This window comes from Calothrix rhizosoleniae SC01 (assembly GCF_900185595.1).
GTDB classification, from domain to species: Bacteria; Cyanobacteriota; Cyanobacteriia; order Cyanobacteriales; family Nostocaceae; genus Calothrix_A; species Calothrix_A rhizosoleniae.
In genome coordinates this window covers 1-17,867 of record NZ_FYBH01000323.1, presented here as the reverse complement: position 1 = coordinate 17,867, position 17,867 = coordinate 1, and the positions used below count along the sequence as shown (strand labels likewise).

Annotated in this window: 13 protein-coding genes and 1 pseudogene; 5 read left to right on the top strand and 9 right to left on the bottom strand. The window is 40.6% G+C overall.

Features of this window, described 5'->3' with window-relative positions:
- Positions 1–32: 32 nt before the first annotated feature.
- Positions 33–332: a hypothetical protein gene (locus CALSC_RS19725; RefSeq protein WP_088242989.1), complete on the top strand. Its 300-nt coding sequence runs from the start codon at positions 33–35 to the stop codon at positions 330–332.
- Positions 333–543: 211 nt separating this feature from the next.
- Here the strand turns inward: CALSC_RS19725 and CALSC_RS19720 are convergent, their stop codons facing one another.
- Complete coding sequence (locus CALSC_RS19720; protein ID WP_088242988.1) at positions 544–1,920, bottom strand: lipid-A-disaccharide synthase-related protein; 1,377 nt, start codon at positions 1,918–1,920, stop codon at positions 544–546.
- 625 nt (positions 1,921–2,545) lie between these two features.
- Here CALSC_RS19720 and CALSC_RS19715 point away from each other — a divergent pair.
- Both CALSC_RS19715 and CALSC_RS19710 read left to right on the top strand, forming a co-directional pair.
- Positions 2,546–4,654, top strand: a complete 2,109-nt coding sequence (locus CALSC_RS19715; RefSeq protein ID WP_088242987.1) for a BamA/TamA family outer membrane protein — start codon at positions 2,546–2,548, stop codon at positions 4,652–4,654.
- Between the two features lie 238 nt (positions 4,655–4,892).
- Positions 4,893–6,500 (top strand): serine/threonine protein kinase, encoded by a 1,608-nt coding sequence (locus CALSC_RS19710; RefSeq protein WP_088242986.1) that lies wholly within the window; start codon positions 4,893–4,895, stop codon positions 6,498–6,500.
- Positions 6,501–6,553: 53 nt separating this feature from the next.
- On the opposite strand, the pseudogene CALSC_RS19705 reads toward CALSC_RS19710, so the two are convergent.
- The 8 genes and pseudogenes from CALSC_RS19705 to mutL form a co-directional block, all read right to left on the bottom strand.
- Positions 6,554–6,667, bottom strand: a pseudogene (locus tag CALSC_RS19705) (element excision factor XisI family protein); the annotation flags it as partial.
- Entirely contained in the window at positions 6,668–7,609 is a 942-nt protein-coding gene (locus CALSC_RS19700; RefSeq protein WP_088242984.1) for a DNA cytosine methyltransferase, read from the bottom strand. It lies immediately after the preceding pseudogene.
- A 36-nt stretch (positions 7,610–7,645) separates the two neighbouring features.
- Positions 7,646–8,743, bottom strand: a complete 1,098-nt coding sequence (locus tag CALSC_RS19695; RefSeq protein ID WP_200817695.1) for a HindVP family restriction endonuclease — start codon at positions 8,741–8,743, stop codon at positions 7,646–7,648.
- A gap of 104 nt (positions 8,744–8,847) precedes the next feature.
- A complete protein-coding gene (locus CALSC_RS19690; RefSeq protein WP_088242983.1) occupies positions 8,848–10,065 on the bottom strand; it encodes a DUF790 family protein in 1,218 nt (405 codons plus the stop codon).
- A 58-nt stretch (positions 10,066–10,123) separates the two neighbouring features.
- Positions 10,124–11,656: a DEAD/DEAH box helicase family protein gene (locus tag CALSC_RS19685; RefSeq protein ID WP_088242982.1), complete on the bottom strand. Its 1,533-nt coding sequence runs from the start codon at positions 11,654–11,656 to the stop codon at positions 10,124–10,126.
- A 380-nt stretch (positions 11,657–12,036) separates the two neighbouring features.
- Positions 12,037–13,272, bottom strand: coding sequence for a Dyp-type peroxidase (locus CALSC_RS19680; protein WP_088242981.1), 1,236 nt, complete (start codon positions 13,270–13,272; stop codon positions 12,037–12,039).
- A 5-nt stretch (positions 13,273–13,277) separates the two neighbouring features.
- Positions 13,278–14,498, bottom strand: a complete 1,221-nt coding sequence (locus CALSC_RS19675) for a hypothetical protein (RefSeq protein ID WP_088242980.1) — start codon at positions 14,496–14,498, stop codon at positions 13,278–13,280.
- A 185-nt stretch (positions 14,499–14,683) separates the two neighbouring features.
- Positions 14,684–16,354, bottom strand: a complete 1,671-nt coding sequence (mutL, locus tag CALSC_RS19670) for a DNA mismatch repair endonuclease MutL (protein WP_088242979.1) — start codon at positions 16,352–16,354, stop codon at positions 14,684–14,686.
- A 232-nt stretch (positions 16,355–16,586) separates the two neighbouring features.
- Between mutL and CALSC_RS19665 the strand changes: the two genes are divergently transcribed.
- Both CALSC_RS19665 and rimM read left to right on the top strand, forming a co-directional pair.
- Positions 16,587–16,913: a rhodanese-like domain-containing protein gene (locus CALSC_RS19665; protein WP_088242978.1), complete on the top strand. Its 327-nt coding sequence runs from the start codon at positions 16,587–16,589 to the stop codon at positions 16,911–16,913.
- A gap of 383 nt (positions 16,914–17,296) precedes the next feature.
- Positions 17,297–17,867, top strand: a 571-nt coding sequence (gene rimM / locus CALSC_RS19660) for a ribosome maturation factor RimM (RefSeq protein ID WP_143288314.1), incomplete at its 3' end; no start/stop codon positions are given.

Below are 17,867 nucleotides of genomic sequence, written 5' to 3'. Positions count from 1 at the left end.
GATGCCAAATTGATTATAGTTAGGAGCAAGTTATGGCAGTCATTGAAAATCACCAACACATCTATGGTGGTGTCGGCTCAGATGATAAACACTGGTTTGGAGAAGGTTTCGCATCCCAAAAAATGAAGGAAGGAACCTATTGGATAAAATTTGACCGTCCGTTTGCCGGAATTCCAGCACCAGTTTGTACCATTGCTGGAAATGAGTGGAGGATATTTAATCTGTCAATTGCGATCATTGAGCTTAATCCAGAATACTTCATCTGCACTACTTCATCACCTGAGAGACCTGTAGATTCTAATTTTACATTCATTGTTTTTGGTGACGTATAAACAATATTGAAGATGGTGGTTTCACCTTTATTACTTTTGGTCAGGTATAAATCAGAGCTTTTTGAGATAGCAATGAACATTTGATATATCTCAAACTAGTATGATTAAATATAGCCTCATTCTTATAGTTTGAGGCATTCGTTGTTGGGGATGATCTGCAATTCTAGAAATGCAGACTCTTTAAGGCTTGCGTGTTTTTATACTTTAGTTATTATGAAGGATTGCTCAATCTCTGAATTAAACAGTCTGCAATCCTTTGGGCTGCTCCTGGTTGTCCCATTCGCTGCATTCCATTTTGGCAAATTAGGTGAACCTCGTCGGGATTATTAAATAGCGATCGCACAAATTCTCCCACTTTTTCCGGTCTGGGGACTAAAATCACAGAACGCCCCAAATGTCGGCTTTGGGCTTCGGCAAATGCCGGGGTGAATTGGGGACCCTCTCCAGGAATAGTAATTGCTGGTTTGCCTAAACCCACAAATTGTTCCGTGGCTGTCCCTGCCATCGCGATTGCCACATCTGCTAAATACAGACAATCATTGTAGGCATTTTGGGTCAAAATTAGATATGCATTATTTTGCTTGAATGTCAATGCTTGATTGTCATTGATTTGTATAGGTAATTCCCCTTGTTCTTGGAAGCGCCAGCCAGAGCATTGTAGGATGTGACATAAATTATCCATATCTAGGTTAGGGGAAATGGCTGCTAAAAACAATGCATGGCGAGAATGAACCTGTCTAAATTCTTGTTGTCGCAAATTTGCCATGATTGAAGAAACAGCGATCGCTATGGTTTCCCAGTTGTTGTATGCTTCGGGAGGGCGAGAACCGGGTAGGAGGGTAACAACTAAAGGACGAGTTAGTTCTTCCTGTTCAGCATTGACACGAAAAAAGCTTTGACTGGGAAAGGTTGGTTCCAAACCATCCATCATCGGATTACCCAAATCAAAGGCAGGGATCGACCATTTTTGTAAAATCTTGGTAGTTAGAGAATCTCTGGGAAATACCCCTTGACAACGGCGATGACTCATCAACCAACGTTCCCAAGGATGATATATAGAGCCAGAAAAATTTTCCCATCGCGCTCCCTTGGTATGGCGCTTTAATAAACCAGCTTCATCCCTGACATAGTATTCTGATTTTGCTGTTCCCACAAAGGTATAATTCGCACCACTCACCCAGGCTAGTAACAGAGGGACTATATCTCCCACCGCTAAAATTGCACATTGGGTATGAGATTTTTTCCGTGTATTTACCCAGTGACGAATGGCTTTGATTTGATTCCAAGTCAGTTGGAGCAAACCACCACGGATATCGCCCATTAATTGGTTTCCATCCATATATATAAAACCACCAGAAGGCATGGTACGAACGGCACCAATTACAGGAATATTCAGTTCTTGATATTTGTGACCTTTTCCCACTATGGGTAATGCAAATATTTCCGGGGAATGGGGTGATGATTGCAGTGCTTGGACAATTCTAGCTGCAATTACATCTTCTCCGTGACCGTTACTTAAAACAAGTAGTTGAACTGGAGGATTGATATTTTGGTTTTTAGCAGTTTGAGATAAAGGAGATACATCCATAGGAGTGAGTGTGGGAAGTATGGGGAGTGTGGGAAGTGTGGGAGGTGCTCACGGTGCTCACAGGTGTAAGCTTTTTACAATCGGGTGTTGGTCAGACTTGGAGGACAACCCCCCTACAATCCCCCAAGGGATAAGACAAGAAAGGAACACTGAACTAAATATTGTATAGTTGCCCAAAGGTGTTGTTTAAACAAGGATGGAAAACCGAACCAAATATTGTACGGTTACCCAAAATAGAAACTGGTTCAAAAGCCTATTTGATCGAAAAAGAAAAGGATACAAGCCTCCAAATTTATTTGTGGAAACATTAGAAATAATTGTGCCGCGCTGCATCGCTATTTCAAGCCCTTACGTTCATGTATGGGGTTTCTCCCCTGCTCCCTGCTCCCTGCTCCCTGCTCCCCTACCTCTTCCTGTCTTCTAATCTCCCCACACCTCCCACACTTCTTTCCCTCCATCACTCCTTCCCTCCTGCTTGGGGCTCAGAAACAAAAACCTACTATTTAATGTCTGGGTTGGCAAGAGGTATACATGGGAAAAATGACAACAGTGAGGCTGGAAGTTAGGATTATCCCCATAAATTAACCTCGATACAACTAACTCCCAGTCGTTCGGGTTATTAATTATGCGAAATTATCCTACTGTAATTTTTACTTTAGCTACTTTAGCGGCTAGTAATGCCACTCAACAAGCTGTAGCTACACCTATTAAAGCTACTACTAAAACAGAAAATCCTAGGGACATTGTGGTTCCCACTCAGGCAGAAAATATTACCCGAACAGACAATATTACACCTCCAAATTTTGTCACTGAGCAACAATTTTCTCAGAATCAAGTAACTCCTCAAAAGAGTATACAACAGAGTGCTAAAACTGCCACAAAAATAGCACCAACGGCTAAAGTTAATAATTCAGTAGTGGTTAATACTACTCAGTTAGCTCCTGTGATGCAAGCCCAGCAAATACCAGTTCCTAATCCTGGGAATAAAACACCCACAACTCAGGATTTAGTTGTCACTGCTACAGATGTCAAGGTGTTAGGAGTTGACAGTGAATTACAGAAAATAATTCGCAGTACGATCAAAACCCAACCAGGAGGCGCAACTAGCCAAAGTCAATTACAACAAGATGTACAGGCGATTTTAGAGACTGGTTTAGTTACCAATGCCAAGGTTAATAGTAGCAGTACGAAAAATGGTTTAAGTGTGGTGTATAAAGTGCAGCCTATTGTTGTGCGATCGCTGCAATTAAATGGGGCAAAAGTACTGACTTATCAAGTTGCTAATAAATACTTTGCATCCCAAATAGGTAAAGCTATTAGCCCACAAATTTTAAAGCAAGGGGTAGAAAAAATTAATCAGTGGTACCTGGATAATGATTATAAGTTAGCTAGGGTATTATCTATTAAGCCAGACCGTCAAGGTATTTTAACCATGAATGTGGCTGAAGGGGTGGTGGGAGATATCGAATTTATTTTTTTGAATGATGATGACAAGACTATTGATAAAAAAGGTAAGCCAATTAAAGGACGTACCAAAACCGATTTCCTCAAAAAACAAATTCAGTTAAAAACTGGTCAAATTTTCCAAGAAAATTTAGTCAGACAAGATATTCAAAGACTATATGGTACTGGTTTATTTTCTAGTGTGAATATTGCCTTAGAAGGGGATGCTAATAAATTAAAAGTTGTTTATAAACTCAAAGAATTAGGAGCGCGTTCTATCAACCTTGGTGGTAATTATAACGGAGATCAAGGAGTGGTAGGTAAATTAACTTACCGAGACAGAAATGTACGTGGAAACAACGATGCTTTGGGTGTGGATGTGAATGTTGGTCGTCGTCATTTGGGCTTTGATACTCAGTTTACCAGCCCTTACCGCCCTAGTAATCCTGATCGCCTGGGCTACACAGTAAATGTTTTTCGTCGTCGAGCATTGGCAAATACCCTGGATGATTCAGTTAGGCTACCTAATGGAGATAAAGTCCGTAAAGGGGAAATTGGTGCTAGCCTCAGTTTTCAACGACCAATTGAAGGTTGGGATACTTCCTTAGGATTTAATTATACTCGCATTAGCATCCGCGATCGCCATGGTAATATTAGCCCGCAAGATTCCCAGGGAAATCTCTTGTCTTTAAGCAATAGTGGTGTTGACAACCTAGCTACTGTATCTTTTAGTGCTGTGAAAGACCGTAGGGATAACCGCTTAAATCCCACAAATGGCTCTATCCTCAAACTGAGTACAGAACAATCCATACCCCTGGGACTGGGAAATGTCTCCATGAATCGCCTGCAAGCAAACTACAGTAGATTTAGACCAGTTAAAGTCTTTAAATCTGATAAACCACAAGTGTTTGCTTTTAATGTTCAAGCAGGTACAGTCCTTGGTGATTTAGCATCATACAATACTTTTAATTTAGGAGGTACCAACTCAGTGCGCGGTTACGGTTCTGGTGATGTTGGCAATGGACGTACTTATGTATTAGCTTCTGCTGAATATCGCTTTCCGGTGTTCCAATCTCTCAGAGGTGTAGTATTTGCTGACTATGGTTCAGATTTAGGTACTGGTAACACAGTTGTAAATAATTCCACGGGAGCCAGCAGTAAGCCAGGTAATGGTTTTGGCTATGGTGCTGGTTTACGCCTAAATTCTCCCTTGGGTTTGCTGCGGGCTGATTATGGTATTAATGACCAAGGAGAAGCTAGATTACATTTTGGTATTGGTCATCGTTTCTAATTCAAGCAGAAGACACAAGCCATTGGAGTATTTTAGGCAAAGGGCAATATCGATCCAGCAGATACCCGGAGAGTGAGTTATCATAGCCATGAATCAACAATATTTTTTATCCAAAGTTTGTAAAAATTTTATATGAATAACTGGTTGAGGATGATAAATTTTACTTTATGATTAATTGCCCCTAATCTCAAAATCTGAAAGTCACAAATCCAGACGCAAATCTCAAATCGCAAAGGCTATGCTAACTGGTACAAAATTGCAGGGTGGAAAGTATACCTTAACTCAAGAAATTGGTCGAGGTGGCTTTGGTATTACTTTTACGGCAACTCACCATTACTTAAATCAGGTAGTGGTAATTAAAACTCTCAACCACAAGTTACAAAAACATCCTGATTTTGCTATCTTTGGCAGTCAATTTCAAGATGAAGCCAGACGGTTAGCGACTTGTATTCACCCAAATATTGTGCGAGTCAGCGATTTCTTTGTGGAAGATGGATTACCTTATATGGTGATGGAATATATTCCTGGGGAAACTCTGGGTGAGGCGTATGTACTACCGGGAATTCCTTTACCAGAAGAGATGGCGATTCATTATATTCGTCAGATTGGTGCAGCTTTACAAGTAGTACATCAGAATGCTTTGCTACACCGGGATATCAAACCGGATAACATTATTCTCCGTGAAGGAACCCAAGAAGTAGTACTGATTGATTTTGGTATTGCTAGGGAATTTAATAGTGGTGTCAAGCAAACCCATACAGGGATAGTATCTGAGGGCTATTCTCCCATCGAACAGTACCTTTCCCAAGCACCCCGTACCCCCGCAACAGATGTATACGGCTTGGCTGCAACCCTATATGCATTACTGACAGCACAAGTTCCTATACCAGCATTATTGCGCGATCGCGAACAAATGGCATCCCCCCGTGAACTCCAGCCCCATCTGAGTGCAGCTGTCAATCAAGCTGTAATGCGGGGTATGGCTGTAGAAGCACGTTTCCGCCCTCAAACCGTGGGAGATTGGTTACATTTATTACCTGGTGCCTATGGCAAAGTTCCAATCACTCAGCCAGTACCAACCCATGCAGTACCTACCATTAATTTATCTGTTGAGCAAACTCCACAAGCTGCACCACAGCCATCAATTCCCCTCAAAGCTAAGCAAAAGTTTAGTCCCCAAAAACAACGGACAAATCATTTATCAGCTGCTCACAAATTCAGTTTACCAAAGGGAACACCAAAAGTTTTCATGGGTGTGGGTATAGCTGTCTTAGCAGCCACAGCAGGGTTTGGAGCTACTAGTATGCTGTTTTCATCTTTGAGAAAACCAGCTTCTCAACCAGTGGTAGAAACGCCAGTTAAAAGTACTTTTGGGGAGAAAATGCTTCCTGCTCAACAAACTCCATCTCCCCAATTCACAGAGGATGCTGCAACTCAGTCACCAGCACCGAGACGGAGACGTAGACGGAAATACATAAGAAAAAAATCCACCCCTAATACTCGTAAAACATCACCTAAAACCTCGCCGCAAGAGAGTTCGCAAGATTCTGCTCAAGAAACAACAAAAACAAAAATCAAAACTCCTAAACCCTCTACTTCACCCTCTTTGGTAGATAAGCTACGTAAAATTAGGGATCAACGTAAAAGTTCTCCAGCTAAATCTAAATCTAAATCCCAATCTTCTCAAAAGTCTGTTAGAGATCCTAATTCTGTAGTTGTACCAACCACACCAGCAAATAAAGGTTCTAACTCATCTTCTGTGGTGGTACCAACTGTGAGACTTAAGTCAAATTCAGCCACGAAAAACTTGACTCAAACGGAAAATAAAGTGATGCTACAAAATTAATATTTTATGTCTTCAGTAATTATACTGATTTTTTGCTTTGTAATGCTAAAATTTTAACCCACTGCGAAATCTGTAAACTTCCGCAGAGAAGGCGAGTGGAATCCGACAACAATATCCTGTTTTGCAACTCCCATTTCCACTAATTCATGAGCTATATCTATTTCAGTCTAGAATAGTTTCAGTTGAACATTAGGAAGATAAGCTGTAATATTATTAGAGCTATCTTCAACATATTCAAGTATGCAATGAGCAACATATTCAGCAAGCTTAACAGGAACGGCATTGCCAATCATTTGCTCTAAGTTTGATTTATTACCTTTGAACTTAAATGTTTTAGGAAATGTTTGAATATAACTTCTTTCAATTGTAGTTAAAGGTCGTAATTTATCAGTGACATCACAAGCATCCCCTTTATGTTTTTTGTATGTTTTAGGTATGGGGCGGTTGACACCTCGAACTGTTGGACTCGGTTCGTGGATGCTGAAAATAGCCCTTCTCTGATAACTTCTAGGATGGCGATAAAAATATTCAATATCCAAGCTATTACCTAAATATTCAAAAACAGTCATAGGTTTTTGCGACTGATTTTTTTTTAAATAATTATTCAATATATTATCTTCTCCATTCAATTGACCAATCAAGAAGTATCTTTTTCTAGATTGCGGAACCCCACAATAACTTGCATTCAAAATTGAAGAAGTTAAACCATACCCATTTTGCTTGAATATTTTTATAACCGTTTTTAAAACTTCGCTTTTGACAATTCTTTCAACATTTTCCATCACAAACCATTGAGGCTTTACACAAGAAACAATATTCGCAAACTTCAAAGTTAAGTCTGCTCTACCAAAACTTTCGTCTCTTTTACCTGCACTTGAAAAATCTTGACATGGAGGGCCACCAATGATGATTTCTGGATTAAAATTAGCAACGGGAGTATATGCTTCATGTGTCGAAAGGTCTTGTTTATAAATAGGATGTTGGAAATTTTCTTTATAGACTTCAATCGCTGGTATCCAGTAATCAAAAGCAGAAATTATATCAAAACCTGCATTTTGGAATCCAAGTGATAATCCTCCACAACCAGCAAATAAATCAACTGTTCTCATCGCTACAATTTAGTTATAGAATCAAGCTTATCCTAACTAATTAAAGAGGTTAGGAGAATTGTAGATTATAGCGTCCAATCTTCTTTCTGGACTTAATAAGTTTTGACCGCCACCTAAAATAATTCTTTTTATTTCCTCCATATGGATACGTGGTTGTCTCAATGCTTTTGATCTCATATAGGGATAGGTTACTCTACCACTAACAGCAAATGCTTTATCATTTTTTGTATTGTATGAAAGAGCATCTATAATATTTTTATGATTAAAACAACCATTAATACTGAAGTCATAAAGCATTTTAAAAAACCAAATAACTGTTCGAGTATTTCTTTTGATAGCCCGTATCCTTCCAAAAGTATCAATTTCTTGTTTGGTTAAGTCTATAAATAATCTAGTAAAAGCAAGATTACTCCAAATAAAAACATCTAAACAATATTCTGCAAATTTTGAAGATTTTCCTTCAGTCTTCCATACAGGTTGCATTAAAAAGGGTTTTTGATATTCCAACATTGAAAGTGCAATTGAATCTATTACACTAATCATGTCTGAAATATAAGGTATTACAGATTCTGGCTCTGTCCAATCAGAAAGTTCTAAAAAATTTCTACCTATCAAGCTACTAATAGGATGCGTGTTTAGTTTCACAGTTTCTGCAATGCTACACGCCAAGTACACTATAGTATCTGGTCTTACAACAATTTCACAGCCATAGTAATCTTCTGCTAAATCACATGTTGTGTTATCAGGTAAAGCTGTTAATTTAATTTCAATTGCTTGTAAACAAGATCCTATATCTTTTGCTTGTGTAACTAAATCAACTCCTGGAAGATTACCAATTAAATACTGTTGATAAGGTGTAAACTGTGTTTCAAAAGCATAGAAAATATTATCGGAATCTGGTTTTATACCGTATAAATTATCTGTGCTAATACTTGAGTGTTCAATTTTCAAATCTGAATTAATTTTAATGTATATGTTTTCAAGATTTTTACTATATAAATAAGAACACAAAGAAGCTGGGAAAGAAGAATTAAAACAATTTTTACCCCAAGCTTCTTTTTGGGTAAAGTCTCGGTTGGAGTACTTTAATCCAAATAGACCAGGTTTTTGGTTCGAGATATTCTCCGACAACACACTATATAACCAGAAAAATAGTTAAAATGATTAGTTTACTTGAATTATGTGTATTATTCTATAAGACTTTTATTGTAGCATAAGCTATTAACAATATATTGATATTAATCTCCAAGTACAGCCATCACTGATTTAGGTAATAACTTATCTTTAAACCAGACAATTCTCGCTGGAACATCTTGCAATTTCACCCCAGCTTTATCCAAGTTCAACCTCTCAGAAATTGCCAAAATCAAATTATCGCATCCAGAACGCCGCACTTGATAAAACTTCTTTTGTAAATATTCTGGTCGCCAATAACCGATAATTTCTAATAAGAAAGTGCGCCCATCGGGATGTACTAAACGAAAATCGGGAATCATCACACTCCCCGGTATGGGAACTAAATCTACTTCCCTTTCTAATACCCACTCAGTTTTCATTGCTTCCCACTTATCAGCAAAGGAAGCCTCAATCATACTATCGTAGGGTTTACCAGGGGGGTAATGGGTAACTAAGCCACACTCAGAATTAAGGGTGAAACGTCCAGTTTTCCAAGTATTAGTATAGAAATCCTTGACTCGTAAGGTAGCTGCTAAACTCCATTTCGTCACATGCAGTAAAGCAGGAATTAATTTAGCGATCGCTAGTCCATATCTAGTACTAGGATGGAACAAACTAGTAGGGCCATCAATGGTAATTGTAAATCCATGATCCGCATCTCCTTCGATATACGCCATTAATTGAAATAATTTCAAATAACGAAATAATAATTTATATTCCCCTGGTACATTACGATGGGCGTTAATAATTAATTGACTGGCTTTGTAAAATATTCCTTGTACTTGGGATAAGTTATATCGATGGAGCAAATCTGGGGGTGTGGGTGGCTCAAAAATGGTGAGAATTTTATTTTCAGCCAAATCTGCATATAATCCATCACTTACCTGGGAAGGTAATACTTCTCGTTCTAGTTCATGGGTTAAATCATCGGCAATTTTTGTCAAGGTAATTTGAGTTTCTGCTTGACTGGGGGATGATTTCGCCGCCAAAGTAAAAACCCGCTCCCTTAACATTGCTGGTTCTAAGGGACTTACTACTTCAAAGGTGGAAAAGCTAGCTTTGAGAATATAAGCTAAACCTCGTTTGAATTTGTAATCTGGTGTATCCCCTTCTAAATCTAAAAGCTGACGTTCTAACAAACCTTGGCTGTTACCTACCGCTTCCTGAAAACAGGTAATTAATTCAGTCGCAATTTGTAAATGTTGCGAATCTATTTTGACTCTTTTGGGATTGATTTGTTCTCCATTTTGGCGATGAATCAATAAATCTGTTGGTAACATTTCAAGAGTTGATAGTTGACAGTTGACAGATAGGAGTTAAGAGTTAATTGTTGGGTTATCAACGTGTATCCGTGTCATCAGTGTCATCCCTTGAATCAGTGTTCCGTTTTTTAGTGGAATAATTAATATTTAATTGTTCCGCAGCTTTTTGAGTTTCCCCTTTAACTTTACCATAAATTACCCGTAAATTACCTTTTTTCTGCTCCTCTGCTCCCTTTTTCTCTTCCTCTCCTCTCCTACGAGCCGAAGTCCGTTCTTCACTAGTATTTTCCGCAATAACTTCGTATAAAATTGCTCTTTTATTGGGAGTTTTTCCCTTCCTTAAAACCCTGCCCAATCGTTGAATATATTCCCTTGCTGAACCAGTTCCTGATAAGATAATAGCAATACTAGCCGACGGAACATCCACCCCTTCATTCAATACATGGGAAGCCACTACAGTCTTATATTCCCCTGACCGAAACTTAGTTAAAATAGCGTGGCGTTCCTTAACAGGAGTTTGATGGGTAATGGCTGGAATCAAAAAAGCTTGAGAAATGCGGTAAACAGTGGCATTGTCAGCAGTAAAAATCAATGTTCTTTCAGGATAGTGCTTCGTCAATAAATCCACCAACACCCGGATTTTCCCATCCGTACCCACGGCGATTTCCTTCGCTTCCCGATGGGCTAACATGGCTCTCCTGCCAGCTTGCGATCGCGCACTCATCTGCACAAATCTTTGCCAGCCTTGAATACTTCCCAAAGATATCTTTGATTCCTTCAAAAAATCATTGCGGATTTGAATCAGACGGTTATATTTCCCTCGTTCTAATTGAGATAACTTGACTTTAATTTGCACAATTTCATGGTCTGCTAATGCATTCCCAGCCAAGTCTTCCGCTCGTTTACGATATACTTCTCGACCAATGAGAATATTCAAATCTGCATGTTTTCCATCCGTTCGTTCCGGAGTAGCAGACAGTCCTAAACGATAGGGTGCGATCGCATATTCGGCAATCACTCGATTAAAATCTGTAGGTAGGTGGTGACACTCATCAAAAATGATTAACCCATACCTATCACCTATACTTTCTGCATGGATGGCTGCACTGTCATAAGTGGCAACTAATATAGGTGTTTTATCTCTAGAACCACCCCCCAATAATCCCACCTCAGCATCGGGAAACGCCGCTAACAAATGGGCATACCATTGATGCATTAAATCCAAAGTTGGCACCACAATCAGGGTAGTACGGGGTGTAGCTTGCATTGCCATTTGGGCTAAATAAGTCTTTCCCGCCGCCGTAGGCAGTACCACCACCCCCTGTCTTCCGGCTAATTTCCATGCTGCTAATGCCTCAGTTTGGTGGGCATAGGGTTCCATTTCCAAACTAGCAACTAAATCTATGGGATAAAAACCCCTCGCATCGTCAGTAAATTCTGTATCCCCTGCTTGTAGTGATTCTACCAAACAACGATATTGAATTGCAGGCACGCGAAATTTCTCCACCCTGTCATCCCATGTAGCATAATCCATCCATGCTTTACCACGGGGGGGTGGATGCAAAATTAAAGTACCGCGATCGAATGTTAATTTCGGTGTGCGAACCATGAGTATTTATTTTATTTCCCATTGGGGGAATAAATCAATCGTTTGCCCCTGCTACATGAAAATTCGGCGTTGCTGTTAGCGCAGCTTGGCGGAACTCTATATACTGGGATGATTGACCCTGACACGAAGATGCGGAGACGTGGAGACAGGGAGACAGACAGTCCCGATGAAAAAATTTCACCATCAAGGATGAAAATACCTCTGCCTGACTTCCGACTCTCGATTTCCCACTCCCTATTTTCAAGCTAGTCCCTCACGGGAAAATCCCACAACCAAGCATGAAAATACTTCCTTCACTCTTTCACTCTTTCACTCCTTCACTCCCCATTTTCAAGTCATAGGGATTATGGTTGCTCCTCTCTGACAAAATCATCCTGCAATTATCCAATGCCGAAAATTCTGGCTCCAGGAAATGGTTCCTCCTCCACAACTGGTGGTACTAAAAAAATTGCACCTGCACGCACGCTCAAGAACCTATCCATCCCTGAAAGTTGGTTGTTAGGATCGCCACCAAAATTTATCCGACCAAACCAGCTTTGCTGTGTGAGCATTCTGAACAACCGTTCGGGGGTATCTTGAAAACTGACAAAGTTCAACCCTGTGCAAAAGCCAGGAGCGCTATCGAGGGATTCGAGGAACTCATAGCCCTGGCGGAAAACGCGGAGTGAATTGCGATCGCTGACTGGTGTTAGGTGATGGTTTGCCCTTTGCACATGACTTTGCTGGAGAATGGCTTCATTCACGTTACTAGGCTCAAAGAAAGCTTCGTTACCAGAGGTTGAAACATCCATCCTTCCCATGACTGGGCAGCCTGCTTTCATCACTGGATTCCCTTCACTATCAATAGATACCAAAGGACAACCAGTTAATTTGTCCCGACCTACCAACAGCTCTTGTTGTTGACGATTAAGCTTTCGCCAAATTGTTAAATCAGCTGTCACTCTGAGGAAGGCTAAATAAGTGCCACCTTCAATCCATTGTTCCTCAGGTGGGAGGGGTTTGATTACAATCGCCCCTTCCCGTTCCGAGCTTTTCATATTAGAAATGCCGTCATGGAAATCAATCCAGCTACGCCCATCATCGCGCTGAAACCCTTTATAAAAGGAAGTCAAAAGTAGGGGAGCCAAACCAGTATCTTCGTCACTCATATCTTGCAACGCTTTCCATGTCTCCACAACCGCACGATTAACCGCCAGTTGGGTTTCTGCAATCAATTGCACCGCAATTTCCTCATCTGCTGGATTAGTTTTCACATCATCCCCATACTGTAGACCTGAACCAATCAGTAAGGGGCCTCCTCCAGTTGGGAAAGGTGAGCGAAAGGCACCAAAATCTTCAAGGTGACTGGGTAATTGATGTTGAATATCAGGGAGTTGGAAGGCTTTTACGCCATAACCCACAAGAACTGTCAAATCACCACTAGGAAGGATTTGTCCTGGCAAGTCTGCTAAATTACCATTTTTTAAATCCTGATACATTTGCCACAGCTTGCCAAATGCTTCCCCCATTTCACGGGCGTTCAAACCTGGTAAAGCACGTAAAAATAAAATGTTAAAAAATTTACCAGGTTTCACTCCTGGACCATGATAAATACCTTCTTGCAACTTGCCAGCCATGATCTTTAACTCCTAAATCCCATTGTTCTTGGTGCTATCCTTACCATTTGATTCTCATCGTCATACTGCTGCTTGAGACGCTGTATACTCTGGCAGATTCTAGCTTCCCGACATTGGATAGGAGCGTCACTTGCACTGAGAATGACATATTCATTCTCCGCAATTGGAGTAGATTGTCCAATAACTACTAAAGGCCCTACCTCCATTTGCTGTACTACTTGAAAACCACCTTTGAGAGGTTCGTCATTAGCACCAATTGCTACCGTAATATTATCTAAGAATTCTGGTTCGTCATCACCAGGGCCAAATTCTAAACGTTGATACATTCCTTCAGTAGCACCTCTACCCCAACGCACCCATGAATCTGGAATGGGTTGTCCGTTAAGGAGAAATACATCTTTGGTAAACGAACGAATATACATTCCTAGGGGATTAGCAAATGCAACTGTATGTCCATTAAAAGCAGCTCCCAGGGCACCCATTGCCGCATTTGGGTCTGCATGGCGACAGGCTAAATGCTGGGCATTGAATTCACGGAAAAGTTGTTCTCGGGTTGCTTGTGTGGGATTGCTAGTCGTACCGCTAGCATAGGGTTTAGCCCCAAACATGACGATGTAAAGTAGATCATCGAGTCCATTAATTGGATGGCTCATGAATAAAGCGTGGTCAGTGTTTAATCTACCAGTCGGCTGACTATTCCTACCATCCCCAGCCACTATTGTAGAAAAGGCGGTTTCTCGTTGTTCCTCGGTTAATGCCAGTGGGCTCGCGACTCCGTAGAGGTCTTCCCAAGTAGGCTCAAAGCCAAGTACAGCTTGCACCATCCCACGCACAGCTTGGGGGTCATGTTTAGCAACAGTTACCCAGTACTCCCGCAATTCTGTTGTTATTTGTACTCGTTTTGGTCGCATCCGACCCGTAGCGTCAGCCCTGTGGATAATTCGATACTCGCAGTACTCGTTATGCAGGGCGTGTCTTCCTTGGATACCCCAGTCAGATAATTGCTGTGCCACGTCTGCATTCAGACAAAAATTCGGTTCTGCCGGGTCACCAAACCACTTAATCGGTGCGGGAATAGTACCAATCAATGTGTCGGGGTCGAGGGTAAAAAAACGGCTGCCAAAACGGGATTCTAGATCCCTGTAAGCTGCTTGAATGGTCTCATTCCATTTCTGAGTCAAGTCAGCATTTAGTTGGTCAGCACGACCTGGAACGTCATAAGCCATAACAGTTATTTATAATTTACTAGTTTTTATATTGATACAAGTTAGGCGCTGGCAATTTCTGAAAACTCCTCAGTCTCTTCTGTGTCTCTGTGGTTTTTTATCATTCAGATGCTATCGGATTTGATATTACTTATTACTTATTACTTATTACTTATTACTTATTACTTATTACTTAATGTTACCGCCTAAATACCATGACTCTTACCAATCACCCAATGACGGCGGAAAAAGCGGGCTAAAGCTGATTCTTCCAAGGATAAATGAATTGGTCGTCCGTGGGGACAAGTACGAGGGTTACGAGTGCGTTGCCATTGTTCTAATAATGTCTGCATCTCTTCCATACTTAAAGGAGTACCGTTACGAATAGCACTGCGACAAGCAACGGCAACTTGGGCGGTTTGTAAGTCTCCTCCCCGACTCAATTCTAAAATCGCATCCCCACAGTCATCACGTTCTTTGAGCATGGCGGGGATGCTACGCACAGCCCACATTTCTTCCCCAAATGGTTCTATATCTAAACCAATACGCTGTAATTGCTCCACTTGTTGTATTGATAAATTATACATAATAATGGCTGGCTCTACGGAAGTAATTTGCCAGCGATCGCACAATTGTTCGTACAAAACTCGCTCGTGGGCAATGTGCTGTTCTACTAACCACATTCCCCCTGGATGTTCGACTACTATGTAAGTATTGTTAATTTGAGCAACGGCTTTGAGGGAGTGAAAATTCTGGCTTGTAGAAGAGTTGAGATTATAGTCACTTGTATTTTCCGCAGCTTTAATTAATTTCCCAACCCTCGAGGTATGGGTAGCTTCAGGGACATGGGTCGAATTGATCCGTAATCCTTGTTCAATTCCTTGGTTTACTTGTTCTTGCCAATAACCTAATTCGTGGAGATAAATTTCTGTTTTGGCGGGGTTGCGGTTCCAGTTAATTTTATCTGGGGAAATGCAGAGGTGGAGAATACAAACTGGATAACGATCGCGTGGTAATGTTTTGTGAAAAGCAGCGAAAATAGTGCGTTCTAGTTCCGTAGCCTTAACCATCCTCCCATTAACTGCTACTCTTACCCAATCAGGACGATGACGATGGCAGCGATCAGGTAATCCCATAACTAAATCTAAGGTTTTATGGGGAGGTGATAGTTGTAATTTTACTTCTTGTAAATCACTGCTATGCACTTGATGTAAAATCTGTGGTAGCAATTGCTTCATACTCGTCGAAGGAGAAATACTGAACCACTCCCGCTTATTTTGCCAAACTTGCCAATGAACGTGGGGATGGCAAAGGGCAAACTGATGAATTATGTTTTGTATCGCTTTGAGTTGTTGAGCTGCGGAAGGTAAACCTTGACGACGGGTAGAGTGATTACCAAAGATATTTGTCACCGCTACCACCGTCCCCGGAGCAAGAGCCACTGCTTCTATTTCTTCAGCTTTTCCTCCATCACCATAAACTACCCGCCAACCACTAGTTTCCCCAATGGAAGTATGAGATAAATTGGCTGAGGGACGACTCAAAATTTCTACTTCTGCCAAAGTTGTTAAACTATGTAAAGCCTCCCCCCGAAAACCCAAACTATTAATTTTCCACAAATCGGCGCAACTGCCAATTTTACTCGTACTGTGGGCAGTAGCTGCTGACTTTAAATCATCTAGATTCATTCCACAACCATTGTCCGCTACCCGCACCCACCAATTTTGCGGACATACGGAAATAATAATTCTTGTGGCTCCTGCATCCAAAGAATTTTCTACCAATTCCCGTACCACCGCAGCTAAAGAGTCAATCACCTCTCCCGCCGTAATTAAATGTACGACTTCTGTTGGTAAAACTTGAATGGTAGATGTCATAAACTATAGTTTAAGTGCCCAGAAAATCAATGTATAAAATTTATATATTTAATTACATTAAATTACAAAAATTCATATTTATTAACTTAAAGTGATTAAAACTTTTAAAATTACATAAAAATATTTATAAATTATAAGAAAAACTGAGAAAAAAACCGATTTTTGCTAAATTGCTTCTGGGTAGGAATCGAGTGAAAATCTTAATAAGGTCAATCTTTTAGGAGAAACTGCTATGGCTAGTGTTGATGTTAATGATATTATTTCCCGTCTGCAATGGGGACAGCCTGCTTTGACAATTATTGATGTGCGCGATCGCTCCACTTACAACCAAGGTCATATCATGGGTGCATTACCAATTTCTATAGAAGAGTTGACCAGCCGTGCTAAAGCTAGCTTGAACACTCAACGGGAGATTTATTTATATGGTGAAAGCGACGAGCAAACTGCGGACGCTGTGAAAAAATTACAGGTAGCTGGATTTACTAATGTGTCTGAAATTACAGGTGGTCTGGCAGCATGGAAAAATGCTGGTGGTGCTATAGAAGGAGCAGTTTCTTAAATAGCATATACATTATTTTTTAACGTCATTTCAAGCTATCAGCTATCAGTTATCAATTAAGATATATATTTGTATAGTTGAACAACTATATCTATAATTCTGAGTGCTATAGCTTGTTTTTTACCAAAATAGGGAGTAGGGAGTAGAGAGTAGGGAGTAGTGGAAGAGGAAAAATACCCTACTCCAGGATGGTTTAAAGCCCCCGGATTTATCCGTGGAAAGTTAAGAAAATTTGGGTGGAGAGGCGCAAGCCCGACAGACAAAACGTCAACATTAAATCCCCTACTTTTAAGTATGGGGCATCCCTACTCCCACGCCCCTACTCCCTACTCCCTCGTTAAAAGATGAATCTGCTGATGAAAATATGCTCATGTGGTTGACTAATGGACGAATGGCTGGAAATTGGTAAGATAGTTGCTCCTCAGGGTTTAAATGGAGAAATACGGGTTTATCCAGCAACAGATTTTCCAGAAAGGTTTGAGGTTCCTGGAACCCGTTGGCTATTGCGTTCAGGAGAAAAAGAACCTGTATCAATAGAATTACTTACAGGGCGTTATATTGATAGCAAGAAATTATACGTAATTCGATTAGAAGGAATAGAAAATCGTCAACAGGTAGAGGAGTTACGCGGCTGTAAAATCATGGTTCCAGCTAGTGATCGCCCGATGTTAGGTGAGGATGAATACCATGTATTAGATTTAATTGGGGTTCAGGTATATCTCCAAGAAACAGGGGACTTGGTAGGTACAGTAGTGGATGTGATGACTACGGGACATGATTTGTTGGAAGTGGAAACACCTCCGGAAGAGGTAGTTAAGCAGGGAAAGAAGCAGAAATCCCAGCCCAAAAAGAATATTTTGATTCCATTTGTAAAAGCGATCACACCTGTGGTCGATTTGTCTGCGCGTAGGATTGAAATTACTCCTCCACCAGGTTTATTGGAAGTTAATAAGT